Here is a 26,201-nt window from a genome sequence, read left to right as displayed (position 1 = left end):
GCCGAGCCGTCCGGGCAGGTCAACGGGCTTTCCGGGGCTCAGCCCGACAGGCCCCGCCCGGACCGCCCCGAACGGGTGACGCCTCCTCACTTCCCCCCGGCTCCGGTGCTGCGGACACCATCGCCGCCCCCGCATCCCGCCCCTTCTTTCCCCGAGCCTCCTCGACCTTCCCGCGCCTCCTCGACCTCTCTACGCCTTCTTGGTCTCTATGACCCCCTCGGCCTCTTCGCTCCGACCCTCTTCGCCCCCCGGCCTTCTCCCCCCCCCCGGCCCCCTCGGCCTCCACGGCCCTTCACCCCGTCCCCCTGGGCGTCGCAGCCCCCGCTTCGTCTCCGCCTCCTTGGGCGACGGGGCCGCCCCAAGGGGGCGAGGGGGGTGCCCCCTGCTCGAGCGAAGCCGAGAGCTTGGGGGAGGGCGGGCAAGGGGGCGGCCCCTCCCGCTCCCGGCCCACCCGGGTGTCGCCCCTGCGTGAGCGCCTGTTCCCGGCAAGCTCCTCCGCCGAGGCCGAGACCCCAGCCCCGTACCGGACGCACAGCCCCGCCCGGCTCGGGCAGAGAGGCCCCGGACCCGCCCCTTTCCCTAAAGCGCTCGCCGCGCGGCCAAGGGGAACGGTTCCCGTGCGGGTGAGTGGGTGGCTGGTCGCGCAGTTCCCCGCGCCCCTGAAGGGGCGTCACCTGCCAGCGGGAGATGTGCACGCACGTCGTGGTTGCTCGTGCTTGACCTCAAGTCAACTTGACGTATGAGAGTTCTCGCATGGACACCAACACCACCCCCCTCCGCCTCGCCCTCATCGTCGGCAGCAACCGCGAGGGCCGCTTCGCCCCCGTACTGCGCGACTGGTTCCTCTCCCGGGCCGAGCAGTTCGGCGAGTTCGACGTGGACGTCGTCGACGTCGCCGAGGCCGACCTGCCGACCGCCCTCACCCCCCGTCCCTCCGACACCGTCCAAGCCGAACTCGCCAAGGTGTCCGGCCGGTTGGCCGCCGCCGACGCCTTCGTCGTCCTCACCCCCGAGTACAACCACTCCTACCCCGCCGGTCTCAAGAACCTCATCGACTGGCACGGCCCCGAATGGCACGCCAAACCCGTCGGTTTCGTCTCGTACGGCGGACTCTCCGGCGGCCTGCGCTCCGTCGAGCACCTGCGCCAGGTCTTCGCCGAGCTGCACGCCGTGACCCTGCGCGACACCGTCTCCTTCCACGGCCCGTGGGGACAGTTCGACGCCGACGGCCGGCACCTCGACCCCGAGAGCGCCGACACCGCCGCCAAGGCGATGCTCGGCAAGCTGGGCTGGTGGGCGCACGCCCTCCGCGACGCCAAGGCCGTACGCCCCTTCGCCGCCTGACGGCCGCCCGACCGCCTTCGAGGACCGGCGTCCGCCGTACGCGCCCTCCTCGGCCTGCTCCGGCTGCACCTGCACCCGTGCCGCCGCACCCTCGCCGGGGCGGGCCGCACCGGCGAACAGGGCTCCGGCGATTCCGTACGGCACGCGCAGGGGTGGGCCGTGCTGCGGTTCACCCCTGCGGCGGTGCCTCCGGCAGCGTCACCGTGACCACCGCGCCCCCGTCGTCCGGATGGTTCGCCAGCTCCACCCGGGCCCCGATCGCCCGCGCCTGTCCGAACGCGATCGTCAGGCCGAGGCCGCTGCCCTGACCGCGTTCGGCGGCTCCCGTCAGGAACCGCTGCGGGCCCTCGGCCAGCAGGTGGCGCGGAAAGCCGGGGCCGTGGTCGCGGACCACCACCCGGGGGCCCTCCAGTCGTACCTCCACCGGGTTCTGGCCGTGCTTGCGGGCGTTGACCAGCAGGTTCGTCAGGATCCGCTCCAGGCGGCGGGCGTCGGTGCGCACCTGCGTCCGCCCGTCGTCCCCGGTCAGCTCCACCGCGCAGCCGAGCCGGTCCACCAGGGCGGCCACCAGCCGGCCCAGCGGGTGCACCGCCAGGTCGGGCTCCTCGGCGTGCGAGTCCAGCCGGGCCACCTCCAGGAGGTCCTCGGTCAGGGTGCGCAGGGCGGCCACCCGGTCGCGTACCAGCTCCGTCGGACGGGACGGCGGGAGCAGCTCGGCGGCCGTCTGCAGCCCGGTGAGCGGGGTGCGCAGCTCGTGCGCCACATCGGCGGTGAACCGCTGCTCCGCCTCGATGCGGCGCTGGAGGGAGGCCGCCATGGTGTTGAGCGCGGCGGACAGCTCCGCCACCTCGTCCTTGGTGCCCGGGGGGCCGTCGGGGCAGCTCGCGACACGGGCGTCCAGGTCGCCGTGGCTGATCCGGCGGGCGGTCGCGGCGGCCGTGCGCAGCCTGCGGCTCAGCCGGGACGCCAGCGCCGCCCCGCCCAGCGCGGCCAGCCCCACCACGACCGCGCCCCACACCACCAGGCTGCGGTCCAGGTCGCGGATCTCGGCCCGCTGGGCGCCCAGCGGCAGCCGGACCGACAGGACCTGGTCGCCGATGGGCCGGGCCGCCCACACGCTCGGGGAGGCACCCGACAGGTCCAGATAGGTGTTGCGGGTGCCCGCCCGGGCCCGGGCGCGCAGCGCGGCCGGCAGTTCGGGGGAGTCGAGGGCGGCCCCGGTGTCCTGCGGGTCCACGTGCCCGGTCAGCTCGTACAACTGGCGCACCCGGTACAGCTCGGCGATCGCGGACTCCCTGGCCGTCTCGGCGACCTGCGCGGTACGGGCCTGGTGGATCACCACACCGATGGCCAGCGCCACCAGGGCCGCCCCGGCGGCGGGCAGCGCGGCGATCTTCCAGCGCAGGCTGAGCCCGGCGACGAAGGCCCGCAGGCGGCGGACGGGACGGGGGGTCACGGGGTGGGCTCCCGGGTGGTCCGCGGGGGCGCGACGTCCTGCGGGGTGGGCTGCTCCCTGCCCGGGACGGACTCGGGGACGTCGTCGTCCGTGCGGAAGCTGCGGACCTCGCTGACGGTGATCATCCGGTTGCCGTCCCAGCGGTAGCGGATCGCCTGCTCGCCGCCGTCGGTCGCCGAACCCCGTACGACCAGGTCGACCCCGACGGACTCGACGACCGGGCGTACGCCGCTCGTGTGGAGGATCGGCACGATCCTCGCGTCGCGGACCGTGTACGCGGCCATCACCGTCCGGCCGCTCTCCAGGTCCACCGCGCTGATCAGCTCGGGTGTCCCGTCGCCGGTCAGGTCGTGCAGCACCGCCGGGCGGACGCCCGGCTTGCCCGGCCGGTCGACGGGTTCGCGCCGGGTCAGCCGCGCCATGCGCGGGTCGGCGCGCAGGACGTCCAACTGGTCCATGGCGGCCAGGCCGCCCGGCGGGACGGCGGGGGACTGGGGGAGCGGCTGCGGGGCGGGCTGGAGTTCGGGGTCGGTCACCGCGTCCGAGGGCGACGAGGACTCCGGCGACCAGGCGGGCCACAGGGGCCGCGGCCGGGGCTGGGCGGTGGCGGAGGGCGCGGGCTCCCCGGCGCCGAGGCCGTCGGGGGAGCCGCACCCGGCCAGGAGGGCGGCACAGAGCGCCGTGGCGGCAGCGGCGGGGCCGGCCGGAACGGATCTGCGCGCGGTGCTCGGAGGGCAGGACATGGGTCTACGACCCTATGTACCGAGCATCACAAGAACCGGGACATTCTGTAACAACCATGCGTACGGTCCATCGGCCGCCGCCCGTGCCCGCGTGCGGCGCTCGCCGCGCCGCTTCCGGGGTCCCCGCCCGGGGCGACACGCGATACACCCGAACGGGTGTTGCGGGTTTGGAAGTTGGGTGCGGCCAGTAGCAATGTGCCCCCCATGCACAGCTCCCACCTCAAGACCCTCGTCACGGCAGCAGCCCTCGCGGCGACCTTCTTCGCCCCCGCCGGCGAGTCCCACGCCGCCGGTTCCTGCGCGTGCGGCCCCGCCCAGCCGGCCGTGGCCGTCGCCCCCGACTACGACCGGTGGATCGGCAAGACGCTGGTGCGCGACGGGGACACCGACCCCGCCGGGGTGCCCGCCGACCGCCTCGTCCACGAGCGGGACATCCCGCAGCCGTACCGGATCGTCAAGCCGGGGACCTTCCTGACGCAGGAGTACCGGCCGGACCGCCTCAACGTCCACGTCGACGACGCCGACCGCATCACCCGCGTCACCGTCGGCTGACCGGATTCCCCGTGTCGCTCCGGGTCGACCGGCCCCTGCCCACCGGGCCCTGGCGTCCCGCCGGCCGCTGCGGCACCAGTCCCGCCGTCCAGCCTCCGTCCACCGCCAGCTCCGCCCCCGTCACGTACGCCGCCGCGTCCGACAGCAGGAACGCCACCGCCGAGGCGATCTCCTGGGGCACCCCCACCCGCCCCAGGGGCGTGCCGGGGTACTTGCCCGCACCGACCTCGATGCCCACGTGCGCCGTCATGTCGGTGTACGTCATCCCCGGGTGCACCGAGTTGACCCGGATGCCCGCCTCCGCCAGTTCGACCGCGCCGATCTTCGACAGGCCCCGGACGCCCCACTTGGACGCCCCGTAGCCCGCCGTGCGGGCCATCCCGGTCAGGCCGGCCGCCGACGAGATGTTCACGATCGAGCCGCCGCCCGCCTCCCGCAGGGCCGGCACCACCGTCTTCACGCCGATGAAGACGCCCACCAGGTTGACCTCGACGATCTCGCGGAAGCGGGCCACGTCCGCCTCGGCGAGCAACTCCCCGCCCGATATTCCGGCGTTGTTGACCAGCCCGTCCAGCCGGCCGAACTCCCGCACCGCGAAGGCGACCGCCGCCTCCCAGCCCGGCTCGCTCGTCACGTCGTGCCGGTGGAAGCGGGCCGCGCCGTCGCCGTACTCCCCGTTCAGCTCCTCGACGAGCGCCGTGCCCTCGGCCACGAGGACGTCCGTGACGACCGCCCGGCCGCCGCCCGTCGCCACCGCCCGCGCGGTCGCCGCGCCCAGACCCCGGGCACCTCCGGTGACCAGGACGACCTTCCCGTCCAACTGCCCGCCCGCACCGGTCACGTGGACCCACCGCCTCCGTCTGATCACACAGCACCGACGTATGCCTGTCCGGCACAGTCGTCTCGGACGGCGGTCAGTGTGTCAGCGCCCCGCGGCCCCTGCCAACGCCTCGGTGACCCCCTTTTCCCGCTCACCGAGAAAGCGCGGGTCCGGCCGCAGCGTCGCGTCCAGCAGCGCCTTGCCCGCCGCGAACACCTCGCGGGCGCCGCCGTAGTACCAGGTCGCGTCGTGCGCGTCGTCGACGCCGACCCCGAAGCCGTCCACCCCGGCCGCCTCGCACAGGGCGACGGCGCGCCGTATGTGGAATCCCTGGCTGATCAGGACCGCCCGGTCGACCCCGAAGATCTTCCTGGCCCGCACGCACGAGTCCCAGGTGTCGAAGCCGGCGAAGTCGCTGACGACGTGCTCGTCCGGGACGCCGTGGCGCACCAGATAGCCGCGCATCGCGTCCGGTTCGTCGTACTCCGCACGGCTGTTGTCGCCCGTGACCAGGACGACCTTCACCCTGCCCGTCCGGTACAGCTCCACCGCTGCGTCCAGCCGACGGGCCAGGTACGGGGTCGGCTCGCCCCGCCACAGGCCCGCCCCGAACACCATCGCCACCTCGCGCGCGGGCGCGTCCGCCACCTCGCCGACGCGGTCGGCGGTCGAGGCGTACGTCCAGGTGGAGGGCATCAGGGCCAGCACGCACCCCGCCATCACCGCCTGTACGAGCCGCCGTCTGCCCCGGCGCCCGCGCGGCAGCCGGGGCCACGAACCGCCGACGCTTCTCCACCGCATGGTCTTCCCCCCGTACCGCACTGTCTTCATCTGCCCCTTCTGACGTGTGGACGGGCGGCGGAGTTCCCGTCGGGCGGCCCGGCCCGGCCCGGCCGTCGGTGGCGTAGGGCGGGGCGGCACGCTGTTCGATTGCTCGGCGCATGGGGCGGGCGGCCCGGGGCAGGCGTCCGTGCGGAGGTTGATAGTCATGGTTCCCCTGCTTCTGGTACTTCTGCTCGTCCTGCTCCTGTTCGGCCTCGGTTTCGTGGCCAAGCTCTTCTTCTGGATCGCCATCGCGGTCCTGGTGCTGTGGCTGCTCGGGTTCGTCGCCCGCTCCGGCAGCGGCGGACGTCGCGGCCGCTGGTACCGCTGGTAGTCCGGATATCCGGATGAGGGATCGCGCGCGGGGTCCGATACTGCGCGCATGACCTTTGACGACAGCAGGGCCGTACTGCGGGTCGGCGGCGAGGACCACGACCTCGCCGACCGGCTGGACGCGGAACTCACCGCCTTCAACAGCGAGGCGTCGGGCGCGCCGGTGGAGGAACTGTCCGTGCGCGTCACCGACGCCTCGGACGAACTCATCGGCGGCCTCACCGGTTTCACCTGGGGCGGCCTCGGCTTCGTCCACCTGCTCTGGGTCCGCGACAGCGCCCGGCGCGAGGGCTGGGGCGCCCGGCTCATGCGGGCCGCCGAGGAGGAGATGCGGCGGCGCGGCTGCGACCGGGCGGGCGTCTCGACGTACACCTTCCAGGCCCCCGGCTTCTACCGGCGGCTCGGGTACGAGGAGGCCGCCCGCCTGCCGGGCGTTCCGGGCGGGCACGAGGACGTGTACTTCTTCAAGGAGCTGTAGGGCGTCTGCTTCCTCGAGCGGCACCAGACTTCTTCGAGCGGCGCCAGACCTCCTGGAGCGGCTTAAGGGCTTTCGGGGACCGCCCCGGTCCGCCCGCCGGACCAGGTCGCGGGGCGGCGGGGGATTGACTGTCGGTGCGTGCGGTTACGGTCATCGGTATGGAAAGCACCGCATACGACTCGGCCGCGACGCAGCGCTGGGACGCCGAGCCCGACAAACGGCCCGGCAGAACCGCGTTCCAGCGCGACCGCGCCCGTGTGCTGCACTCCTCGGCACTGCGCCGTCTCGCGGGCAAGACCCAGGTCGTCACCCCCGGTTCCCGCAGCCAGGTGTGGGACTCCAGCCCCCGCACCCGGCTCACCCACTCCCTGGAGTGCGCCCAGGTCGGCCGGGAGCTGGGCGCCGCCCTCGGCTGCGACCCCGACCTCGTCGAAGCGGCCTGCCTCTCCCATGACATGGGCCACCCGCCCTTCGGCCACAACGGCGAACAGGCCCTCAACGACTTCGCCAAGGACTGCGGCGGCTTCGAGGGCAACGCCCAGTCGCTGCGCCTGCTCACCCGCATCGAGCCCAAGCGGTTCGTGCGCTCGCCGCAGAGCGGGGAGCTGGTGAGCGTCGGGCTCAACCTCACCCGGGCCGCGCTGGACGCCGCCACCAAGTACCCCTGGACGCGGGGGAGCCACCCCACCGACCCCGCCTCGGTCAAGTTCGGGGTGTACGAGGACGACCTCCCCGTCTTCCAGTGGGTCCGGGAGGGAGCGCCCGGGCACCGCACGTGTTTCGAGGCGCAGGTCATGGACTGGTCCGACGACGTCGCGTACTCGGTGCACGACTTCGAGGACGGCCTGCACGCGGGCCACGTCGACCCCGGCCTGCTTGACGCCGAACCCGAACGGAACGAGATCTTCCGGGTGGCGCGGGGCCGTTACGTCCCCGCCGACACCGACCCCGCCGAACTGGCCGAGGCGCTCGACCGGCTCATGGAGCAGGAGTGGTGGCCGCACGGCTACGACGGCTCGGCCCTGGCCCAGGCCCGGCTGAAGGACGCCACGAGCCAGCTCATCGGCCGCTTCTGCCTGTCGGCGGAGGGCGCGACCCGCACGGCGTACGGACCCGGCCGCCTCACCCGGTACGGCGCGGAACTGGTCGTACCGCGCGCCACCCGCAACGAGTGCGCGGTCCTCAAGGCGGTCGCCGACCGGTACGTCATGCAGCGCGACGAGCAGGAACGGCTCCGCGCCGACCAGCGCATCGTCATCGCGGAGCTCGCCGAGGCCCTGACCCTGCGCGCGCCCGCCGAGGGCCTGGACCCCCAGTTCCGCGCGCTGTACGACGCCGCCGAGGACGACCGCGCCCGCCAGCGCGTCCTGGTCGACCAGATCTCCTCCCTCACGGACTCCTCCGCCCGCTCCCTGCACGCCCGCCTCACCTCGAACCGGTGAGCGGGCACTCCCCCCGGCACGCCCCGCCCCCGCACCCCACCCCCCTTCCCCCGCACCCCTCCGTGCGGGACGCTCAAGAGCCACGCGCACATTGATGGAGGCACCAAGTGGTCGACGCAGATCAGACCTATCTCATCGTCGGCGGCGGTCTCGCCGGCGCCAAAGCCGCCGAGACCCTGCGCACCGAGGGCTTCACCGGCCGGGTGATCCTGATCGGCGACGAACGCGACCACCCCTACGAACGCCCGCCCCTCTCCAAGGGCCTCCTCACCGGCAAGAGCGACCGCGACGGCGTCTTCGTCCACGACGCCGCCTGGTACGCCGCCCACGACATCGAGCTGCACCTCGGCCAGAGCGTCGTCCACCTCGACCGCGAGGCGAAGACCGTCCGCCTCGGCGACGACAGCACCCTGATCCGGTACGACAAACTCCTCCTCGCCACCGGCTCCGAGCCCCGCCGCCTCGACATCCCCGGCACCGACCTCACCGGCGTCCACCACCTGCGCCGTCTCTCCCACGCCGAGCGCCTGCGCGGGGTCCTGGCCACCCTCGGCCGGGACAACGGCCATCTCGTCATCGCCGGAGCGGGCTGGATCGGGCTGGAGATCGCCGCCGCCGCCCGGGGCTTCGGCGCGGAGGTCACGGTCGTCGAGGCCGAGCCCACCCCCCTGCACTCCGTCCTCGGCCCCGAACTCGGCCAGCTCTTCACCGACCTGCACGCCGAGCACGGCGTCCGCTTCCACTTCGGGGCCCGCCTCACCGAGATCGTCGGCCAGGACGGCCTGGTCCTCGCGGCCCGCACCGACGACGGCGAGGAGCACCCCGCCCACGACGTCCTCGCCGCCATCGGCGCCGCCCCCCGCACCGCCCTCGCCGAGGCCTCCGGGCTCGCCCTCGTCGACCGCGCCCACGGCGGCGGCATCGCCGTCGACGAGCACCACCGCACCAACGACCCCGACGTCTACGCCGCCGGCGACGTCGCCGCCGTCCCCCTGCACCTCCCCGGCACCCCCCTGCACGGCCGGCGCCTGCGCGTCGAGCACTGGGCGAACGCCCTCAACGGCGGCCCCGCCGCCGCCCGCGCCATGCTGGGCCGGGGCACCGCGTACGACCGCGTGCCCTACTTCTTCTCCGACCAGTACGACCTCGGCCTCGAATACTCCGGCTGGGCGCCCCCGGGAACGTACGACCAGGTCGTCGTGCGCGGCGACGCCGGAAAGCGCCAGTTCATCGCCTTCTGGCTGAAGGACCACCGCGTCCTCGCGGGCATGAACGTCAACGTGTGGGACGTCACCGAGTCGATCCAGCGCCTGATCCGGAGCGGTGCGGAGGTCGACCAGCACGCCCTCGCCGATCCGTCCGTACCGCTGGACTCCTTGATCGCGTAGCCGCCGCCGCAGACTGTCCGACCGGCCCCGTACACTTCACGCGTGGCAGGCAGGATCAACGACGACGACGTGAAGGCGGTCCGGGAGGCGCTCCCGATCGACGCCGTCGTGTCCGAATACCTTTCGCTCCGCAACGCGGGCGGCGGCAACCTCAAGGGCCTCTGCCCCTTCCACGACGAGAAGTCCCCGTCCTTCCAGGTCAGCCCCAGCAAGGGTCTCTTCCACTGCTTCGGCTGCCAGGAAGGCGGCGACACGATCGCCTTCGTGATGAAGATCGACCACCTCACCTTCGCGGAGACGGTCGAGCGCCTCGCCGCGCAGGCGGGCATCACCCTGCGGTACGAGGAGGGCGGCTACAACCCCTCCACCCAGCGCGGCGAACGCACCCGCCTGGTCGAGGCCCACAAGGCCGCCGCCGAGTTCTACCTCCAGCAGTTGGAGAGCCCGGAAGCGGAGATCGGCCGCGCGTTCCTCGCCGAACGCGGCTTCGACCAGGCCGCCGCCGCCCACTTCGGCGTCGGCTACAGCCCGGCCGGCTGGGACCACCTCACGCGTTACCTGCGCGGCAAGGGCTTCACCGACAAGGAGCTGCTGCTGTCCGGACTCGCCCAGGAGTCCCGCCGCAGCCCCATCGACCGCTTCCGGGGCCGCCTGATGTGGCCGATCCGCGACATCGGCGGCGAGGTCGTCGGCTTCGGCGCGCGCAAGCTCCGCGACGACGACAACGGGCCCAAGTACCTCAACACCCCCGAGACCCCGATCTACAAGAAGTCCCAGGTCCTGTACGGCATCGACCTGGCCAAGAAGGACATCGCCAAGTCCAGCCGCGCCGTCGTCGTCGAGGGCTACACCGACGTCATGGCCTGCCACCTGGCCGGCGTCACCACCGCCATCGCGACCTGCGGCACGGCCTTCGGCGGCGACCACATCAAGATCCTGCGCCGACTGCTGATGGACAACGGATCGGCCCGCGTCATCTTCACCTTCGACGGCGACGCGGCGGGTCAGAAGGCCGCCCTGCGTGCCTTCGAGGACGACCAGAAGTTCGCCGCCGAGACGTACATCGCGATCGCCCCCGACGGCATGGACCCCTGCGACCTGCGCCTGGCCAAGGGCGACGAGGCCGTCGCCGACCTCACCCAGCCGCGCACCCCGCTCTTCGAGTTCGCGCTGCGGCAGATCATCGCCCGCTACGACCTGGAGACCCCGGCGGGCCGCGCCGCCGCCCTCGACGAGGCCGGCCCCGTCGTCGCCCGCATCAAGAACAGCGCCTCCCAGCACGAGGTCGCCGTCCAGCTCGCGGGCATGCTCGGCATCCTCGACACCCAGTTCGTCGTCAAGCGCATCGCCCAGCTCGCCCGCTGGGCCAAGGACCGCGGCGGCCGCGGTCCCTCCGCGGACCCCCGGCAACGACAGCAGGCCTACGACGCCGGGCCCGCCGCCCCCGCCGTGCGCGGCCCCGCGCTCAACCTGCGCAGCCCCGTCCACCGCACCGAGCGCGAACTCCTCAAGCTCGCCCTCCAGCGCCCCGACCTGGTCTCCCCGGCCTTCGACGCGTACGGCGCCGACGAGTTCACCGCCCCGCCGTACGCGGCCGTCCGGCAGACCATCGAGGAGGCGGGCGGCGTTGAACTCGGCGCGCAGGCCCCCGCCGACTACCTCGCCCGGGTCCGCGAGTGCGCCGTCGACGACCAGGTCAGGGCCATGGTGACCGAGCTCGCGGTGGAGGCCCTGCACGCCAAGACCGTCGACGAGGTCTACGCGGGCGTCCAGCTCGTCCAGGTCCGGCTGCGCGCCGTCGACCGCCGCATCCTGGAGGTCCAGGGCTCGCTGGCCCGCCTCGGCCACCACGGCGACCCCACCGCCGTGCAGAACGAGCTGTGGGTCCTCCAGCAGTACGCCCAGTCCCTGCGCAACCACGGCGCGGCAGCCCTCTAGCTCCCCCGGGTCACCACTCGGTCACGGACCGGACTCAAAAAGTCACCGCACGCCCCTCGCGGCGGCCGTGTGTCGCACCCCACACTGAGTGCGGTGCTTGTGGCCCGTGATGGGCGGCCGCAGTCGTCGGCCGTACGAGGGGCCGTACCCGTGCGTGGCCCGTGCCCCCGGCTCCGCCCCGGCAGCGTTCACCCTGGAGGTCGCCCCCGTGCAGACCCAGACCCTGGCCGATCTGGTCGCGGCCGTACCCGCGCAGAGCCGCGCCGAACGCCCCTTGCGGACGCCCGGGGAAACCGCCGAGGTCCCGGAGCCCGCCGGGGCCGCGCCCACGGAGCGCGAACCGGAGGAACCGGCCGACCTCGAACGGCCCGACGTGCCCGAACGTCCCGCCCGCGCCGACACGTCCGGCCCCTCCTCCGACCTCTTCCGCCAGTACCTGCGCGAGATCGGCCGCATCCCCCTCCTCACCGCGGCCGACGAGGTCGAACTCGCCCGGAGCGTGGAAGCGGGCCTGTTCGCCGAGGAGAAGCTCGCCGGATCGACCGACCTGGACTTCCAACTCACCCTGGACCTGGACACCTTGGTGGTACGGGGCCGGATGGCGAAGCGCCGCCTCATCGAGGCCAACCTCCGCCTGGTCGTCTCGGTGGCGAAACGCTACGTCGGCCGCGGCCTGACCATGCTCGACCTGGTCCAGGAGGGGAACCTGGGCCTGATCCGGGCCGTCGAGAAGTTCGACTACGCACGCGGCTACAAGTTCTCGACGTACGCCACCTGGTGGATCCGCCAGGCCATGTCCCGGGCCCTGGCCGACCAGGCGCGGACGATACGGGTCCCCGTCCACGTCGTCGAACTCATCAACCGCGTCGTGCGCGTCCAGCGCCGCCTGCTCCAGGAGCGGGGGTACGAGCCCACCGCCGAGGAGGTCGCCGCCCAGCTCGACCTGACGCCGGAGCGGGTGGGGGAGGTGCTGCGCCTGGCCCAGGAGCCGGTCTCCCTGCACGCGCCGGTCGGCGAGGAGGACGACGTCGCCCTCGGCGACCTGATCGAGGACGGCGACGCGGCGTCCCCCGTCGAGTCCGCTGCCTTCCTCCTCCTGCGCGAGCACCTGGAAGCCGTCCTCTCCACGCTCGGCGAACGCGAGCGCAAGGTGGTCCAGCTCCGCTACGGCCTCGCGGACGGGCGTCCCCGCACGCTCGAAGAAATCGGCCGGATCTTCGGCGTCACCCGCGAACGCATCCGCCAGATCGAGTCCAAGACCCTGAACAAACTCCGCGACCACGCCTTCGCCGACCAACTCCGCGGCTACCTCGACTGACCCCCGTCCCCTTGGGCGGCGGGGCCGCCCCCCCCGGGGAGGGCGGGCAAGGGGGCGGCCCCTCCCGCTTCCGGTCCACCGGGTGCCGCCCCTGCCCCAGCGCCCGCGCCGGACGCCCGGTCCACTCGGGCCCCGGCCCGCCCCCGTACCGGCGGCCTACTCCACCTCCACCACCGCCCTCGCGAACTGCGCCGCGTACAGCCGCGCGTACGCACCCCCCGCCTCCAGCAGACCCGCATGGCTGCCCTGCTCCACGATCGCCCCGTTCTCCATCACCAGGATCACGTCCGCGTCCCGGATCGTCGACAGCCGGTGCGCGATCACGAACGACGTCCGCCCGTGCGCCAACCGCGCCATCGCCTTCTGGATCAGCACCTCGGTCCGCGTGTCGACCGAGCTCGTCGCCTCGTCGAGGACCAGGATCACCGGGTCCGACAGGAACGCCCGCGCGATCGTGACGAGCTGCTTCTCGCCCGCGCTGACCCCCGACCCCTCGTCGTCGATCACCGTGTCGTACCCGTCCGGCAGCGTCCGCACGAAACGGTCCGCGTGCGCCGCCCGCGCCGCCTCCTCGACCTGCTCCCGCGTCACCGGCCCGGCCGCCCCGTACGCGATGTTGTCCGCGATCGTCCCGCCGAACAGCCAGGTGTCCTGGAGCACCATTCCGACCCCGGACCTCAGCTCCTCCCGGGACATCTTCGCGATGTCCACCCCGTCGACGGCGATCCGGCCACCGGTCACCTCGTAGAAACGCATCAGCAGATTGACCAGCGTGGTCTTGCCCGCGCCCGTCGGCCCGACGATCGCGACCGTCTGGCCGGGGGAGACCCGCAGCGACAGGTCCTCGATCAGCGGCTTGTCCGGCTCGTAGCGGAAGGAGACGTTCTCCAGCTCCACCGCGCCCCGCAACGCGCCGGGACCCGTCACCGGCAGCCCCGGCGCGTCCACCGCGTCCGGCTCCTGCTCCTCCGCGTCCAGCAGCTCGAAGACGCGCTCCGCCGAGGCCACCGCCGACTGCACCAGGTTCGCCATCGACGCCACCTGCGTCAGCGGCATCGAGAACTGCCGCGAGTACTGGATGAAGGCCTGCACATCACCGATCGACAGGGTTCCCGAAGCGACCTTCAGACCGCCGACCACCGCCACCAGCACGTAGTTCAGGTTCGACACGAACATCATCAGCGGCTGCATGATCCCGCTGTTGAACTGCGCCCGGAAGCTCGCCTCGTAGAGCTGCTCGTTCTGCTCGCGGAAACCCTCCGCCGACTCGTGCTGCCGGCCGAAGACCTTCACCAGCGAGTGACCGGTGTACATCTCCTCGATGTGCGCGTTCAGCGTGCCCGTCGTCTTCCACTGCTGCACGAACTGCGGCTGCGACCGCTTGCCGACCTTCGCCGCCACCACCACCGACAGCGGCACCGTGATCAGCGCGACCAGCGCCAGCAGCGGCGAGATCCAGAACATGATGACCAGGACCCCGATCACCGTCAGCACCGAGTTGATGAGCTGGCCCATCGTCTGCTGCATCGTCTGGCCGATGTTGTCGATGTCGTTCGTCGTCCGCGACAGCACCTCACCGCGCTTGGCGCGGTCGAAGTACGACAGCGGCAGGCGCGACAGCTTCGCCTGGACGTCCTGACGCATCCGGTACACGGTCCTGTTGACCGCCCGGTTCACCATCCGCGTCGAGACCAGCATCAGCAGCCCCGCGCCCACGTACACCGCCAGCACGATCAGCAGCACGGTGCCGATCGCCCCGAAGTCGATGCCCTGGCCCGGCGTGAAGTCGACGCCCGACAGCATGTCCGCGAGCCGGCCGTCACCCGCCGCGCGCAGCCCCTCGACGGCCTCTTCCTTGGTCGGGCCCGCGTCCATCGTCCGGCCGACGATTCCCGCGAACAGCAGGTCCGTCGCCGAGCCGAGGATCTTCGGTCCGATCACCGACAGCGTCACGCTGAAGACCAGCGCCACGAACAGCACCCACAGGGTGACCTTCTCCGGTGCCAACTGTCGCAACAGCCGCTTCCCCGACCCGCGGAAGTCCATCGACTTCTCGGCCGGGGGTCCCATCATGCGTCCAGCGGGCCCGCTCATGCCGCCTCGGCCTCCGTCAGCTGGGAGAGCACGATCTCCCGGTAGGTCTCGTTGGTCTCCATCAGCTCGTGGTGCCGTCCGGCGCCCACGACCCGGCCCTCGTCCAGCACGACGATCCGGTCGGCGTCCCGGATGGTCGACACCCGCTGCGCCACGATGATCACCGTCGCCTCCGCGGTCTCCCGCGCCAGCGCTGCCCGCAGGGCCGCGTCCGTCGCGTAGTCCAGGGCGGAGAAGGAATCGTCGAAGAGGTAGATCTCCGGCCGCTGGACGAGCGTCCGGGCGATCGAAAGCCGCTGCCGCTGCCCGCCCGACACATTCGTGCCGCCCTGCGAGACGGGGGCGTACAACCCGTCGTCCAGCCGCTGCACGAAGTCCTTGGCCTGCGCCGTCTCCAGCGCCGCCCACAGTTCTTCGTCCGTGGCGTCGGGATTTCCGTACCGCAGATTGCTCGCGACCGTCCCCGAGAACAGGTACGGCTTCTGCGGAACAAGTGACACCGTCTTCGCGAGCAGCACCGGGTCCAGGGTGCGTACGTCGACGCCGTCGACCAGCACCTCTCCGGCGGTGGCGTCGAACAGCCGCGGGATCAGGCCCAGCAGCGTCGACTTGCCGGAGCCCGTCGAGCCGATGACCGCCGTCGTCTCGCCCGGCCTGGCCCGCAGGGAGATGTTCTCGAGTACGGATTCCTCCGCGCCCGGATAGCTGAACCCGACGCCCCGCAGCTCCAGTTCGCCGTGCCTGCTCAGCTCCACGACCGGCGCGAGCGGCGGCACCACACTGCTGTCCGTCCCCAGCACTTCCTCGATGCGCTCGGCGCAGACCTCCGCGCGCGGCACCATCATGAACATGAAGGTGGCCATCATCACGGACATCACGATCTGCATCAGGTAGGCGAGGAAGGCGGTCAGCGCGCCGATCTCCATCCCGCCGCTGTCGATGCGCTGCGCACCGAACCAGACCACCGCCACGCTCGACACGTTCACGACCGTCATCACGATCGGGAACATCAGCGCCATCAGCTTGCCGGTGGCCAGCGACACCTCGGTCAGGTCCTCGTTGGCCCGCTTGAACCGCTCCTTCTCGAAGTCGTCCTTCACGAAGGCCCGGATGACGCGGTTGCCGGTGATCTGCTCGCGCAGCACCCGGTTCACGGTGTCCAGCTTCTCCTGCACGGACCGGAACAGCGGGCGCATCCTGCGGATGATCAGCGAGACGGCGACGCCCAGCACCGGCACCACCGCGAGCAGCACGCTCGACAGCGGCACGTCCTGACCGAGCGCCATGACGATGCCGCCGACGCACATGATGGGGGCGGCCACCACCAGCGTGAAGCTCATCAGGACCAGCATCTGCACCTGCTGGACGTCGTTCGTCGTGCGGGTGATCAGGGACGGAGCCCCGAACTGCCCGACCTCCCGCGCCGAGAAGCTCTGCACCTTCCCGAACACGGCGGCCCGGATGTCCCGGCCGAGGGCGGCGGCGGTACGGGCCCCGTAGAAGACCGCACCGATGTTGCAGACGACCTGCACGACGCTCACCGCGATCATGAAGGCGCCGAACTGGAGGATGTAACCCGTGTCCCCCTTCACGACGCCCTTGTCGATGATGTCGGCGTTGAGGGTGGGGAGGTAGAGGGCAGCGCTGGTCTGCAAGAGCTGCAGCAGCACCAGCAGGGCTATCGGTTTCCGGTACGGGCCGAGGTGGGCCCGCAGAAGCTTCAGAAGCACGCGCGGTCTTTCGTCGGACGGCGAGGGGGCGGAGGGATCGCCCCCCATCCTGCGCCACCCGCCCCCGGCCCGCCCACGGGTTTACCCCAAACCCCGGTCAAGCATCCCGCCGCCCGGGGCGCGCCCCTGCCGCTATTCGGCCCCGGTCTCGAAGGCCCCCGGGTGGACCTGGTCGCGGGCCGCCTTGAACTGCTGGCGGACGGCGGCGCCCACGGCGACCTCGTCCCCCGGCTCCAGCACCTGCGCCACCGCACCCCGCCAGGCCGGCGGCTCGTCCGGCGACAGCGTCCCCTGCGCGACCCCCAGCGCCCACGCCGCCTGCCGGGCCGCGCCCAGCGCCGCGTACTGCGCCGGAGCCGGCACCACCACCTGCGTACCGAAGATCATCGGTGCCATCGCCTGCACCGCGGGCAGCTCCGCCGCGGCCCCCAGCAGGAACACCCGCCGCACCTGCACGCCCCGCCCCCGCAGCACGTCCATCGCGTCGGCCAGCGAGCACAGCATCCCCTCGAAGGAGGCCCGCGCCACGTGCTCCGGTTTCATCGACTCCCGCCGCAGCCCGAACAGGGTCCCGGCCGTGTGCGGCAGCCACGGCGTCCGCTCGCCCTCCAGATACGGCAGGAGCACCAGGCCCGACGCCCCGGGCGTCGACTTCAACGCCAGCGCGGACAGCTCCTCCAGCCCGCCGCCCTCCACGCCCAGCATCTCCGCCGTCCCGCGCAGCGCCCGTACCGCGTTGGAGGTGTGCACGACCGGCAGGTGCATGCCCGTCGCGTCGGCGAAGGACGTGATCGTCCCGCTGGAGTCGACGAGCGCCTCGTGGTGCACCGCCATCACGGAACCGGAGGCCCCCAGCGAGACCACGGCGTCCCCGACGGCCACCCCGAGCCCGAAGGCCGCGGCCATCGTCTCCCCGGTGCCCGCCGAGATGAGCAGCCCCTCCGGCGTCGTGCCCGCCGCCTCACTGGGCCCGAGCACCTCCGGCAGCGCCACCTGGTGCCCGAGCGCCAGCTCGACCAGGTCGGGGCGGTACGAGCCGGTGGCCGCCGACCAGTAACCCGTCCCCGAAGCGGCCCCCCGGTCCGTGGTCCTGCGGGCCGGCCGGCCCAGCAACTGCCACACCAGCCAGTCGTGCGGCTGCATCACACCGGCGGTCCTGGCGGCGTTCTCCGGTTCGTGCCGGGCCATCCACGCCAGCTTCGCCAGCGGCTGCGGCGACGTCGGAACCGACCCCACCGCCTGGGCCCACGCCTGCCGGCCCCCGTACCCCTCCACCAGGTCCGCCGCGGCGACCTGCGCCCGCTTGTCGTTGCCGAGCAGCGCGGGCCGCACCGGCTGCCCGTTCACGTCCAGCGGTACGAGACCGTGCTGCTGCGCCGACACCCCGATGGCGGCCACGTCGTCCAGCAGCCCGTCCGCGGCGGCCTCGCCCAGCGACAGCAGCCACACCTGCGGATCGGCCTCGGTGGCCCTCTCCTCGATCGGATGGGGGGCGTACCCCTCACGCAGTACGGCGCCCGTGTCCGTGTCGCAGACCACGACGTGTGTGAAACCGGAGGAACTGTCCAACCCCGCGACTATGCCCATGCACATGATTCTGCCGCACCCCGCCGAGGCGGAATGCGGCAGCCGGGAAACCCGCGACGAGGGGGGCGGGGGCGAGACCCGCGACGGGGGAGCCGGCTCGCACCGACACCTCCGCCGCGCCCGCTCCCGCGACGTCGCTCAGGTGTTGCTGGTTCCCCAGTCGTCCTCGCCGCCCTGGGTGCGCTCCCGCAGCGAGCGCACCCGCTGGGCGACCGACTCCGGGACCCGGCCGCTCACCCTGTCGCCCATCTTCTCGGTGACGGTGTGCACGGCCTTGTCCGCGAACTCGCGCCCGGTCTGGGCCGCCGACTCCGCGGTGTTCCGCACGGCCGGGTTCTGGGAGATCCGCCGCGCGGACTTCCTGATCTGCTCGTACCGCTCGCGCCCGGCCCGGGTCCCGAACACGTAACCCAGGGCCAGTCCGGCGACGAACGTGAGCCGGTAGCGCATGGCTGCCACCCTTCTCCTGCAACGGTCTCGGTGTGTGATCCGCCTACCCGTCGTGCCCGCAGATCATCCCGGGGCATACCGATTGGCGGAGCACCCCCCTGCTTGCGCTAATGTATGTCTCGCAGCGGGCGCACGCCCCCGGGAAGACCGGCGGGAGGTGCATTCGGTGCAAGCACAGCAATCCCCTGTAGCTCAATTGGCAGAGCAGCCGGCTGTTAACCGGCAGGTTACTGGTTCGAGTCCAGTCGGGGGAGCGCGGTCCCCTGTAGCTCAATTGGCAGAGCATTCGGCTGTTAACCGGAGGGTTACTGGTTCGAGTCCAGTCGGGGGAGCAGGAAGAGAAGAGGGCCTCTCCGGAGGCCCTCTTTTTCGTGCCTACGACGGCCGCTCCGCCCCTCTTCGTGTGGCATGCGGCACGTTCGGGAACCGTCCGGACGGCAGGGCAGTCCTCATGGTCATGTGTTGCCGGGCATCCGAGGCGGGAGATCGTATGACCGGCTATGCTGCGGCAGACGGCGCGTACATGTGTACGCGCCACGCCGTGTGGGGGCGGTAGCTCAGCCGGTTAGAGCAGCGGACTCATAATCCGTCGGCCGTGGGTTCGAGTCCCACCCGCCCCACCGCAGGCTTGGTCAGCAGAAACGTTCTGACCTGCCAACTTGGTGCCCCGCCCGGTCTTGCCGGGTCGGGGCATCTTGTCGTTTGCCCCCTCGTGCGTGAGCGATGCGTGAGCGGCGGTATCCGAGCCCATTGCCTGCCGAGCGCGCGGGACGACTCGGGCGGCTCCCTCGGCCGCGGCCCTGTCCACCTCGGGCAGCAGACTCGTGTACGTGTCCGAGGTGAGCGTGATCGTGGAGTGCCGCAAGGTCTCCTTGATCGTGTGGAGGTCGCCGCCGCCGGCGTGCGTCAGGGTCGCTGCCACGTGCCGCAGGTCCCGGAGACTGATCGGTGGCAGATCGGTCGTCGCCAGGATCCGCCGGAAGGTCTCGGACACAGTCTCCGGATGCAGCCAGGACCCGTCCTCCTGCGTGAACACCTTCCCGGTGTCCCGCCACGCCGCCCCGAACCTCAGCCGTTCCCGGTTCTGCCGAGCCCGGTGCGCCCTGAGCGCCTCCACGGTGCCACTGTCGAGGGCGATGATCCCCGCACTGCCGTCGGTCTTCGGCGCGGACTCGTACGCCTCCCAGTTGTCCACGACGATCTCCTTGGCCGGCGTCAGCAGCCCCGCCTCCAGATCCACGTCGGTCCACTCCTGCCCGACACCCTCACCGCGTCGCAGCCCGCGGAACGCGATCAGATGGAAGAAGGCATACAGCCGGTCGCCCTCCGCCGCATCGAGGAAGGTCCCGACCTGAGCCGGCGTCCACACCATCACAGGACTGGGCTTCACCCCGGTCTCGCGCCACCGCTGCACCCGCTCCTCGGTCCACAGCTGAGCCTTGGGCCGCTTTCCGGACGCCAGCTCGACGTGCGCGGCCGGGTTGAACGTCAGCAGCTGCTGGGCGATCGCGGCGTTCAGGGCGGCCCTGAGCGTCCTGCGGATGCTCTGCTGGGTCGCAGGCCCGGTGATCTTCCGATAGGCAGGCATGGCGGCCAGCTTGGCCTTCTCCGCATCCAGCCGCGCCCGCTCCGCCGCTGGCGGCCGACTCCCCTTCCCCCACTCACACCGGGCCGCCTGCTCGCGCCGGGCCTGGTTCTCGGCGGCGATCGCTTCGTTCTCGTCCGCGATTGCGCCGAACATCTCCTGTAGGTGCCCGACGTTCAGCCGGTCGAGCCGTACCTGCCCTATGCGGGGCTTGAGGTGCACACGAACGTGGGAGCTGTACCCGCTGGTCGTGGTCCTGCGCGTCTTCTTGCCCGCCAGCCACATGTCCAGCCAGTCGCCCACTGTCAGACGGGACGTGAGCTTCTGCCCGGTCACGAACCGCCGCCGAGTCTCCTCGAGGTCCGGGATCGGCCCCTTCTCGTCCGCGACGAGCTCCAGCAACTCGGCGATGTGCCGCCGCCCCTCCTCGTCGTCGTCCGCGTCCGGCAGCGCCAGCAGAGCCCGTATCCGGTCGAGGTCGGCCTGCGCCGCGACCTTCGTCTCGTAGCCACCCCGGCTGAACGACCGCCGCCGGCCGTCCTCGTGCGGCGGCAGCTCCTGCCGCACCGAGTAGCTACCGTGCCGCCGCTGCTTCAGCTTCGGGCATTTACTGCCGAGCGGCTTCCCCGTCTCGGCATCCCTGCAATGGCAGCGACGGTACGTCGAGCCCTTCATGCACTGTCTCCTTGCTGGCTGTTCTGAGAAATTGACCGACGTAAGGGTGTGGTCGAAGCTACCCCTAACTGACCCTGAATGCCCTCACCTTTCCCTATCTTTCCTTATCTGTCGAGATTCACTGAATTCAATATCGGAGGGGTGGATACCTGGAATGTGCATCGCGCCGCGGCGGCCTTGAGGTCGATAGACATGGCTCTGACCTGCTGGAAGTGCGATCACTGGCTGATCATAGGCAACGACCCGGCAAGGTCAAGTCGCACCGCACTCGCTACGTACGTGGTCGGGAGTGCCGCTCGTGGGGGTGCCCTGGGAGTGCCGATTTTCGGCCTCGCGAACCGTGCGCTTCACTACAGTATTCTTCGCCCACCACCGCGGCCTTTGCTCAATGACCGGAGTTTTGAATTCGGAAAAACATGGGCTACGTTCGGGCCATGATCAATGCCGACGTTCTGAGTATTTCCCGTGTCAGGGAAGAGGCGATATCGGGTGCAGCGCGCCGTACTCGGCTGGCAGCGCGGTTGTCCCTAGCCGAGATCGCAGCCCTCTGCGAGGTCGATCCCTCCACGGTTTGGCGGTGGGAGCAGGGCAAACGCGCGCCACGGGGCGAGCCGGCCCTCAGGTACGCGCAGGTGCTGGGCGATCTGACGGCCCAGGTCGCCGTGGAGGGCAGCCGGTGAGCGGTTCGGCCCTCACCCGCGACGAACTGCTGGCGCTACCACCGGTGATCGACCTCGAGACGGCGGGTCGAGCCTTCGGGCTCAAGCGCAGCACGACCTACGACCTCGCCAAGCGAGGCGAGCTACCGGTTGCCACCCTGCGTCTCGGTAGGGCGCAGCGCGTACTCACCGCCGAACTTCTTGAAGTCCTCGGCATCCAGCCGGACACGGCCACCGCAGCAACCGCTGCATAGACCAGACGGCGGCACGAGGGAGGACTGACCATCACGCCCCGCACCGCCGTACAGGAGACCTGCATGACGAAGCGTACTCACGCTTGCTCACCCGGCCGCCTCTCCTGCCGTCGGAGCGTCCGATGACGCTCGACGCTATGGACTGGGTCTGGAGCCACTCTTCATCCCGGGGCCTCGGCCGCATGGTGCTGTTGGCCATCGCCGACAAGTGTGTGGACGCAAAGTGCACCGCTTACGCCGGGACGACCATGCTCTTGCAGCGCACGAATGCCACCCGCTCGGGCTTGAGGGCAGCCATCGACAACCTGATCGAGATGGGGGAGCTCGCCATCAAGGAGGGCGACAAGGGGCCGCGCGGCGAGACCGTCTACCAGTTGCCGCTCGCGGTGGACCACGTCCGTGGCCAGAATCGGGGGGCCTCTCAGAATCAGGGGCCGCTCACCGGCCCGGGTCGGCAGGAGGCCCGGAGGGGGTCGGCTACAGGCCCGGTGGGGGACCTGTCACAGGTCCCCAGGGGGCCGGTCACAGGCCCCCAGAACGCAGGTAACCAGAAGCAACACAAAGAACAGCAGCCGCGCGTGACCTCTCCCCGTTCCGTGCGAAGCGAACCCGTCCTCCAACTCGCGCTCGCAATGCAAGCGGAGGGCCTGACGATCCACTGGAACCTCAGTCCCAGCGAGCAGCACAACCTCGAAGACCTCATCAAGCACCACGGCACACACACCCTGGTCGAGGTCGTCGCCCGCCGCACTGCCCCCGGAGACGCTCCCAAGTCCGCCCGCTACTGGCTTCAGGCATGGGCTGATCTGGACCAGCGCACCTTCCCTCCAAGCCTGACCACGAACGTCGTCCCACTCACCCCCCGATCGACTCCCAGCGGTCACACCGCCGCCCTCATGGGCGGACTGGCCCTTCTCACCCAGGACGGAGGTGTCTGAATGAATCTGCAAGAAGTGGCCGCGCTGCTCAACCACGCCGGCACGTTCGACAGCCGCCTGCGCCGCCTGATGTCCACGCATCAACAGGCTGCTGAGCTCATCCGGCCGTGGGGCGATGCGCTTGACAGCGTCCCTGCTGTCCTGGAATCGGTCCGTTGGGACGCGGCCCACGCCGTGGACCGCTTCTACGAGCAGCAAGGGAGCGACCGCACCGCGCAGTACCGGTCCATTGAACCGACCGACATCCTCAGGTCCTGGGCCCCCCGCCGCGCCGAGCTTCTCCAGCGACACGTCGACCCAGTCCCGGAAGCCGACCCCGATGACACGGTCGCCTACTTGGCCGAGATCCGGGCCGGCCGCCAAGCCGTTGCTGCCGGCCTCACCCCGCCAGTCGAGCAGCGCCAGCTGACCGGCAGGCAACCGGCCGCGGCAGTCGCGGCACGACTGGCGGCCACGGGCAGCCCGATCCCCGCCGAGGCTCGCCGCGCCCTCGCCCCCTACCGGGCGCTCCAGGCACGCCAGGAAACCTTCGCCGCATAGCCCCCACACCTGGGGCCATGGAACGTTTTCTCCTCTGCCCGTTTCCGCACCGTTGGTGACCAGGTGGCCTGGACTGGCCGAGACGCAGGTCACCTGGTCGCGACGACGTAGACGCTGGCCCATTCGCGCTTCGGGTTGGCCATGGCGGCGTCGAACGGCCACGGCTCGACGGTCTTGAATCCTGCCTCCATTAACAGCTGGCAGAGCTTGTCGAGGTCGTAGGCCCAGAGGTGCGGGGTGTACGTGGGGTCGTCGTCCTGGTCGCGGAAGACGTAGTTGATCAGGTCGAGGTAGGTGTTGATGTCCTCGCGGCAGGTCCGCTTGGCGTACCAGCGGTCGATCATCTCCTCGGCCTGCTCGGGACCGGTGGGGTACCGGCTGAGGACGAACGATGCGTCCGGGACGCCGGTGATGAGCCGGCCACCGGAGGCGAGGACGCGGTGGGCCTCGCGGGCGTACTGCTTGGCGGAGATCGGGTAGTCGATGTGCTCGAGGAAGTGCTCGGAGAACAGCACCTCCACCGTGCTGTCCTGGAGCGGCAGCCCTTCGCGGACGTCCCACAGCAGGTCGGCCGGCGGTACGGCGTCGATGTTGAAGAAGCCGTCGATGCGGTGGGCGCCGCCGCCGACCTGGATGTTCTTGGGGGCCGCGTCGATCCGGCCGCTGGGGAAGGCCCTCTGGCTGACCCTGTGGTACCGGCTGAGCTCGATCTCCTTGGCCGCGGCGCGGAGCGTCCGGGCCAGGCCGTGTGTGGTCGCGGGGTCGGCGAGGAGCGTGGTGATCTGCTCGCCGAGGTGGTCGATGGAGGTGCCGTTCGTGCGGTGGGCGTTCATCGGAGCGGTGTCCTCTCGCATCAGGCGGTGCCAGCGGCCGAGGCGGTCCACTGGTTGTTGCGCATGAGCGTGTACTTGATGTCGACCAGGCGCGGGGCGATGGTCAGGTTGAGCTCCTCGGCGGGCTGGAGGCGGCCGCTGTCGTCCTGCTCAGCTCGCCAGACCCGGTACGCCAGGTCCGGGTACGCGGGGTTAATGCCGATCTCGCCCTTCGGAATGGTCCCGTTGAAGGGCGTGATGATGTCCATGTGGTTCCAGTAGTTCCACGCCTGTAGCGCCTTGTGCTGGTCGAAGTAGAAGTAGAAGTCCGGGTACCGGCCGAAGGTGCGCAGCTCCCGGTGGATGAGGTGGCCGAGGAGTGGCCCGAGCTGGGTGGAGAGGCTGTCGAACTCCCAGCGGGTGCGGTGCCAGGCCTCGGGTACCTGCCCGGGCGTGAAGAGGCGGACCGCGACCAGGTAGCTGATCCGCTCGGTCAGGTAGCTACGGGCGTGGCGCACGTCGAGGCCCGGGTCGATCCGCGCGAGGAGCGCGGCCAGGTCAGCGGGCGACGGCCGGAACTTGGCCAGGTCGAACTTGCCCGCCATATCCGGGAAGGACGCGAACAACATCTCCTTGTAGAGCCAGTTGTCGAACTCGCCGCGCTCGGCCCGCTCACGCGTACCAGGGATGGCGGAGTGCAGCATCAGGTACTCGGCCAGAGCCTCGAAGTACACATAGCCGAGGATCGGCAGGCGGGGGATCGTCTCGTCCAGCAGCCGCAGAAACCTGTCGGACTGGACGGCCGCGCCCTGGTAGGCGACGGCAGCCGCCAGGGCGAGGAAGGCTGTGGAGTTCTTGATCCGGCTGACGATGGTCTCGCGCAGCTGGTGGCGTTCAGTCTTGGAGAGCAGGTACTCCAGGCGGATGTAGATCTGGAGGTGGATCGAGCCGAGGCGGAGGTAGTCCACGCCGGCCAGCCCCCGGTACGCCTGCGACGGGAGAGTCACTTCGAAGATCAGCGGCGTGGGCGTTCGCCCCGAGGCGTTGGCGTTGGCCTTGGCGGCGAAGGCAGGGGCTTCCTTGGTCAGGATGTACTCGCCGAGGTTGTGCATGCGGAAGCCGCGCTCGGTCGCTGTGAGGGGCGCGCAGTAGACGCTGCCGACCAGGCAGCCACCGGAGGGGTAGAGCGTGCCGTGCTCGCTGATCTGCTCCAGGGCGTGCGTGACGTGGAGGAGGTGGAGCTTGCCGTCCCCGCTCAGCGCGCGGAAGAGCGCGTTGTCCCGAAGCAGTCGGCCGTTGGGGGTGTCGACCAAGCGGTCCTCCCACGCCGCGGTCTGGCTCGCGAGCGAATCCTGGACGTCGGCGGGGCTCGGGATGAGCGTGGTGTCGAAGAACGCGTGGGCGTCGGCCCACTGTTCGTAGGCGTCGATGAAGTCCATCAGCTGATCAGCTCCAGTTGTGCCAGCCCGGTGAACACGGCGTCCGCGCTACTCGCCCCCGCCAGCCACGCCGACTCGGAGCGGATGACGAGCTCGAAGGCTGTGGCGCGTAAGTCGTCGAATGCCTCGCAGTGGATCTGGGCGGGGTCAGGCCACCAGGTGAGCTTGGGCAACCGGTAGCGGTCCAGAGCGTCGGCGGCCTTCAGCAGGTCGCTGATCGTCTCGGCGTGGCTGTGGTCGGTGCGGTCGTCCGGGGAGAAATGCTCGTACGGCACGTCGTGGAGGCGGACGGCTGTGCCGGCGGCGGCGATGCGGCTGGGTGTCGGGGTGAGTCCGAGGTGACTCCAGACGGTGTCGGCGTTGTCCGTGAGCCAGATGGCTCCCCGGGCGCCGTGGCCGCGGTCGTCCTTGTCGTGGAGGCGGCGGCAGTCGTGGACCGCCGCGGCCAGGATGAGGGTGGCGGTGTCGTTGCCGCTGAGCCCTGTGGCCTCGGCCAGGAGCGCCGCCAGGGCGGCGGTGCGCATGGCGTGCCGGACTCCGTGGAGGGAGTCATGGCACTTGGGCTCGGCGAGCCAGTCGCGGGGGATGGCCGCGCGGGTCACGATCTCCTGCGAGCTCGGCCGGAGGGTGGGAGGAGGCGGGCCGTCGGGGAAGTCCGGCCGATTGGCGGTGATCCAGCGTACGGTGGCGGGATCGGTGTACTGGTGATGCGGGAGCTGCTTGCGTGCAGCCAGCTCGACCAGACTGTCGGCCGGCGAGGTCGTGCTCATCGGACCCACCTCCTCGTGGTGGTCTACGACAGCG

The 26,201-nt window shown here is 71.2% G+C and carries 23 protein-coding genes, 3 tRNA genes and 1 pseudogene; 15 read left to right on the top strand and 12 right to left on the bottom strand.

Annotated features, from left to right (window positions below; genetic code table 11):
- The first annotated feature begins 753 nt into the window (after nucleotides 1-753).
- A complete protein-coding gene (locus tag ACZ56L_RS14120; protein WP_401757134.1) occupies nucleotides 754-1,344 on the top strand; it encodes an NADPH-dependent FMN reductase in 591 nt (196 codons plus the stop codon).
- Between the two features lie 169 nt (nucleotides 1,345-1,513).
- Here ACZ56L_RS14120 and ACZ56L_RS14115 read toward each other — a convergent pair whose 3' ends face one another.
- Nucleotides 1,514-2,800, bottom strand: a complete 1,287-nt coding sequence (locus tag ACZ56L_RS14115) for a HAMP domain-containing sensor histidine kinase (protein ID WP_471064099.1) — start codon at nucleotides 2,798-2,800, stop codon at nucleotides 1,514-1,516.
- Nucleotides 2,797-3,543: a hypothetical protein gene (locus ACZ56L_RS14110; RefSeq protein WP_471064097.1), complete on the bottom strand. Its 747-nt coding sequence runs from the start codon at nucleotides 3,541-3,543 to the stop codon at nucleotides 2,797-2,799. The genes ACZ56L_RS14115 and ACZ56L_RS14110 overlap by 4 nt, the downstream gene beginning before the upstream one ends.
- Nucleotides 3,544-3,747: 204 nt before the next feature.
- Here ACZ56L_RS14110 and ACZ56L_RS14105 point away from each other — a divergent pair, with 204 nt between their 5' ends.
- Entirely contained in the window at nucleotides 3,748-4,095 is a 348-nt protein-coding gene (locus ACZ56L_RS14105; RefSeq protein ID WP_471064095.1) for an I78 family peptidase inhibitor, read from the top strand.
- Here ACZ56L_RS14105 and ACZ56L_RS14100 read toward each other — a convergent pair.
- Nucleotides 4,082-4,936: a glucose 1-dehydrogenase gene (locus ACZ56L_RS14100; RefSeq protein WP_471064093.1), complete on the bottom strand. Its 855-nt coding sequence runs from the start codon at nucleotides 4,934-4,936 to the stop codon at nucleotides 4,082-4,084. The two genes, ACZ56L_RS14105 and ACZ56L_RS14100, sit on opposite strands and share 14 nt — an antisense overlap.
- Before the next feature lie 81 nt (nucleotides 4,937-5,017).
- The gene (locus tag ACZ56L_RS14095; RefSeq protein ID WP_471064092.1) at nucleotides 5,018-5,746 is read right to left on the bottom strand and encodes a SanA/YdcF family protein; all 729 of its coding nucleotides are present in this window, start codon (nucleotides 5,744-5,746) and stop codon (nucleotides 5,018-5,020) included.
- A 157-nt stretch (nucleotides 5,747-5,903) separates the two neighbouring features.
- On the opposite strand from ACZ56L_RS14095, the gene ACZ56L_RS14090 reads away from it, so the two are divergent.
- The 6 genes from ACZ56L_RS14090 (at nucleotide 5,904) to ACZ56L_RS14065 (ending at nucleotide 12,634) form a co-directional block, all read left to right on the top strand.
- Nucleotides 5,904-6,071 (top strand): hydrophobic protein, encoded by a 168-nt coding sequence (locus tag ACZ56L_RS14090; protein ID WP_345223159.1) that lies wholly within the window; start codon nucleotides 5,904-5,906, stop codon nucleotides 6,069-6,071.
- A 48-nt stretch (nucleotides 6,072-6,119) separates the two neighbouring features.
- On the top strand, nucleotides 6,120-6,548 hold the full coding sequence (locus tag ACZ56L_RS14085) for a GNAT family N-acetyltransferase (protein ID WP_345223160.1): 429 nt from the start codon (nucleotides 6,120-6,122) through the stop codon (nucleotides 6,546-6,548).
- Between the two features lie 158 nt (nucleotides 6,549-6,706).
- On the top strand, nucleotides 6,707-7,990 hold the full coding sequence (locus ACZ56L_RS14080) for a deoxyguanosinetriphosphate triphosphohydrolase (RefSeq protein ID WP_471064089.1): 1,284 nt from the start codon (nucleotides 6,707-6,709) through the stop codon (nucleotides 7,988-7,990).
- A 107-nt stretch (nucleotides 7,991-8,097) separates the two neighbouring features.
- Nucleotides 8,098-9,378: an NAD(P)/FAD-dependent oxidoreductase gene (locus tag ACZ56L_RS14075; protein ID WP_345223162.1), complete on the top strand. Its 1,281-nt coding sequence runs from the start codon at nucleotides 8,098-8,100 to the stop codon at nucleotides 9,376-9,378.
- Nucleotides 9,379-9,420: 42 nt separating this feature from the next.
- Nucleotides 9,421-11,316: a DNA primase gene (dnaG, locus tag ACZ56L_RS14070; protein ID WP_468686074.1), complete on the top strand. Its 1,896-nt coding sequence runs from the start codon at nucleotides 9,421-9,423 to the stop codon at nucleotides 11,314-11,316.
- Nucleotides 11,317-11,425: 109 nt separating this feature from the next.
- Nucleotides 11,426-12,634 carry an RNA polymerase sigma factor gene (locus ACZ56L_RS14065; RefSeq protein WP_468686071.1) on the top strand — a complete coding sequence of 403 codons (1,209 nt, stop codon included), beginning with the start codon at nucleotides 11,426-11,428 and terminating at the stop codon, nucleotides 12,632-12,634.
- 156 nt (nucleotides 12,635-12,790) lie between these two features.
- On the opposite strand, the gene ACZ56L_RS14060 is transcribed toward ACZ56L_RS14065, so the two are convergent.
- From ACZ56L_RS14060 to ACZ56L_RS14045, 4 genes are all read right to left on the bottom strand, one after another.
- Complete coding sequence (locus ACZ56L_RS14060) at nucleotides 12,791-14,728, bottom strand: ABC transporter ATP-binding protein (RefSeq protein WP_471064086.1); 1,938 nt, start codon at nucleotides 14,726-14,728, stop codon at nucleotides 12,791-12,793.
- Nucleotides 14,725-16,458 (bottom strand): ABC transporter ATP-binding protein, encoded by a 1,734-nt coding sequence (locus ACZ56L_RS14055; protein WP_345223166.1) that lies wholly within the window; start codon nucleotides 16,456-16,458, stop codon nucleotides 14,725-14,727. Before ACZ56L_RS14055 ends, ACZ56L_RS14060 begins: the two co-directional genes overlap by 4 nt.
- A gap of 132 nt (nucleotides 16,459-16,590) precedes the next feature.
- A complete protein-coding gene (locus ACZ56L_RS14050; protein WP_345223167.1) occupies nucleotides 16,591-18,045 on the bottom strand; it encodes an FGGY family carbohydrate kinase in 1,455 nt (484 codons plus the stop codon).
- 138 nt (nucleotides 18,046-18,183) lie between these two features.
- Nucleotides 18,184-18,495: a YtxH domain-containing protein gene (locus ACZ56L_RS14045; protein ID WP_345226486.1), complete on the bottom strand. Its 312-nt coding sequence runs from the start codon at nucleotides 18,493-18,495 to the stop codon at nucleotides 18,184-18,186.
- Nucleotides 18,496-18,676: 181 nt separating this feature from the next.
- On the opposite strand from ACZ56L_RS14045, the gene ACZ56L_RS14040 reads away from it, so the two are divergent.
- The 3 genes from ACZ56L_RS14040 to ACZ56L_RS14030 all read left to right on the top strand — a co-directional run bounded on the left by ACZ56L_RS14040 (nucleotide 18,677) and on the right by ACZ56L_RS14030 (nucleotide 19,115).
- Nucleotides 18,677-18,749 (top strand) — tRNA-Asn (locus tag ACZ56L_RS14040).
- Between the two features lie 5 nt (nucleotides 18,750-18,754).
- Nucleotides 18,755-18,827 (top strand) — tRNA-Asn (locus ACZ56L_RS14035).
- 214 nt (nucleotides 18,828-19,041) lie between these two features.
- Nucleotides 19,042-19,115: transfer RNA gene (locus tag ACZ56L_RS14030), tRNA-Ile, on the top strand.
- A gap of 134 nt (nucleotides 19,116-19,249) precedes the next feature.
- Here the strand turns inward: ACZ56L_RS14030 and ACZ56L_RS14025 are convergent.
- A pseudogene (locus ACZ56L_RS14025) lies at nucleotides 19,250-20,755 on the bottom strand (tyrosine-type recombinase/integrase); the annotation flags it as partial.
- 434 nt (nucleotides 20,756-21,189) lie between these two features.
- On the opposite strand from ACZ56L_RS14025, the gene ACZ56L_RS14020 reads away from it, so the two are divergent.
- The 4 genes from ACZ56L_RS14020 (at nucleotide 21,190) to ACZ56L_RS14005 (ending at nucleotide 23,146) form a co-directional block, all read left to right on the top strand.
- On the top strand, nucleotides 21,190-21,435 hold the full coding sequence (locus ACZ56L_RS14020; protein WP_471064083.1) for a helix-turn-helix domain-containing protein: 246 nt from the start codon (nucleotides 21,190-21,192) through the stop codon (nucleotides 21,433-21,435).
- A complete protein-coding gene (locus ACZ56L_RS14015; protein ID WP_469137547.1) occupies nucleotides 21,432-21,668 on the top strand; it encodes a hypothetical protein in 237 nt (78 codons plus the stop codon). The genes ACZ56L_RS14020 and ACZ56L_RS14015 overlap by 4 nt, the downstream gene beginning before the upstream one ends.
- Before the next feature lie 122 nt (nucleotides 21,669-21,790).
- On the top strand, nucleotides 21,791-22,606 hold the full coding sequence (locus ACZ56L_RS14010) for a hypothetical protein (protein WP_471064081.1): 816 nt from the start codon (nucleotides 21,791-21,793) through the stop codon (nucleotides 22,604-22,606).
- Nucleotides 22,607-23,146, top strand: a complete 540-nt coding sequence (locus tag ACZ56L_RS14005; RefSeq protein WP_471064079.1) for a zinc finger domain-containing protein — start codon at nucleotides 22,607-22,609, stop codon at nucleotides 23,144-23,146.
- 89 nt (nucleotides 23,147-23,235) lie between these two features.
- On the opposite strand, the gene ACZ56L_RS14000 is transcribed toward ACZ56L_RS14005, so the two are convergent.
- Genes ACZ56L_RS14000 through ACZ56L_RS13990 form a run of 3 tightly spaced genes read right to left on the bottom strand, consistent with a single transcriptional unit; the run spans nucleotide 23,236 to nucleotide 26,167 of the window.
- Nucleotides 23,236-23,979: a class I SAM-dependent methyltransferase gene (locus ACZ56L_RS14000; protein ID WP_471064077.1), complete on the bottom strand. Its 744-nt coding sequence runs from the start codon at nucleotides 23,977-23,979 to the stop codon at nucleotides 23,236-23,238.
- A 20-nt stretch (nucleotides 23,980-23,999) separates the two neighbouring features.
- A complete protein-coding gene (locus tag ACZ56L_RS13995; protein WP_471064075.1) occupies nucleotides 24,000-25,397 on the bottom strand; it encodes a hypothetical protein in 1,398 nt (465 codons plus the stop codon).
- Entirely contained in the window at nucleotides 25,397-26,167 is a 771-nt protein-coding gene (locus tag ACZ56L_RS13990; RefSeq protein ID WP_471064073.1) for a hypothetical protein, read from the bottom strand. The genes ACZ56L_RS13995 and ACZ56L_RS13990 overlap by 1 nt, the downstream gene beginning before the upstream one ends.
- Nucleotides 26,168-26,201 lie beyond the last annotated feature (34 nt).

It is taken from the genome of Streptomyces sp. NPDC039736, from assembly GCF_055596485.1.
This window is presented reverse-complemented; position numbering and strand designations above follow the sequence as displayed.

Bases quoted from the DNA above. Each gene is read 5' to 3' on its own strand.
- ACZ56L_RS14120 (WP_401757134.1), top strand. From the start codon at position 754: ATGGACACCAACACCACCCCCCTCCGCCTCGCCCTCATCGTCGGCAGC.
- ACZ56L_RS14110 (WP_471064097.1), bottom strand. From the start codon at position 3,543: ATGTCCTGCCCTCCGAGCACCGCGCGCAGATCCGTTCCGGCCGGCCCC.
- ACZ56L_RS14105 (WP_471064095.1), top strand. From the start codon at position 3,748: ATGCACAGCTCCCACCTCAAGACCCTCGTCACGGCAGCAGCCCTCGCG.
- ACZ56L_RS14095 (WP_471064092.1), bottom strand. From the start codon at position 5,746: ATGAAGACAGTGCGGTACGGGGGGAAGACCATGCGGTGGAGAAGCGTC.
- ACZ56L_RS14090 (WP_345223159.1), top strand. From the start codon at position 5,904: ATGGTTCCCCTGCTTCTGGTACTTCTGCTCGTCCTGCTCCTGTTCGGC.
- ACZ56L_RS14085 (WP_345223160.1), top strand. From the start codon at position 6,120: ATGACCTTTGACGACAGCAGGGCCGTACTGCGGGTCGGCGGCGAGGAC.
- ACZ56L_RS14080 (WP_471064089.1), top strand. From the start codon at position 6,707: ATGGAAAGCACCGCATACGACTCGGCCGCGACGCAGCGCTGGGACGCC.
- ACZ56L_RS14065 (WP_468686071.1), top strand. From the start codon at position 11,426: ATGGGCGGCCGCAGTCGTCGGCCGTACGAGGGGCCGTACCCGTGCGTG.
- ACZ56L_RS14060 (WP_471064086.1), bottom strand. From the start codon at position 14,728: ATGAGCGGGCCCGCTGGACGCATGATGGGACCCCCGGCCGAGAAGTCG.
- ACZ56L_RS14050 (WP_345223167.1), bottom strand. From the start codon at position 18,045: ATGGGCATAGTCGCGGGGTTGGACAGTTCCTCCGGTTTCACACACGTC.
- ACZ56L_RS14045 (WP_345226486.1), bottom strand. From the start codon at position 18,495: ATGCGCTACCGGCTCACGTTCGTCGCCGGACTGGCCCTGGGTTACGTG.
- ACZ56L_RS14020 (WP_471064083.1), top strand. From the start codon at position 21,190: ATGATCAATGCCGACGTTCTGAGTATTTCCCGTGTCAGGGAAGAGGCG.
- ACZ56L_RS14010 (WP_471064081.1), top strand. From the start codon at position 21,791: ATGACGCTCGACGCTATGGACTGGGTCTGGAGCCACTCTTCATCCCGG.
- ACZ56L_RS14005 (WP_471064079.1), top strand. From the start codon at position 22,607: ATGAATCTGCAAGAAGTGGCCGCGCTGCTCAACCACGCCGGCACGTTC.
- ACZ56L_RS14000 (WP_471064077.1), bottom strand. From the start codon at position 23,979: ATGAACGCCCACCGCACGAACGGCACCTCCATCGACCACCTCGGCGAG.
- ACZ56L_RS13995 (WP_471064075.1), bottom strand. From the start codon at position 25,397: ATGGACTTCATCGACGCCTACGAACAGTGGGCCGACGCCCACGCGTTC.
- ACZ56L_RS13990 (WP_471064073.1), bottom strand. From the start codon at position 26,167: ATGAGCACGACCTCGCCGGCCGACAGTCTGGTCGAGCTGGCTGCACGC.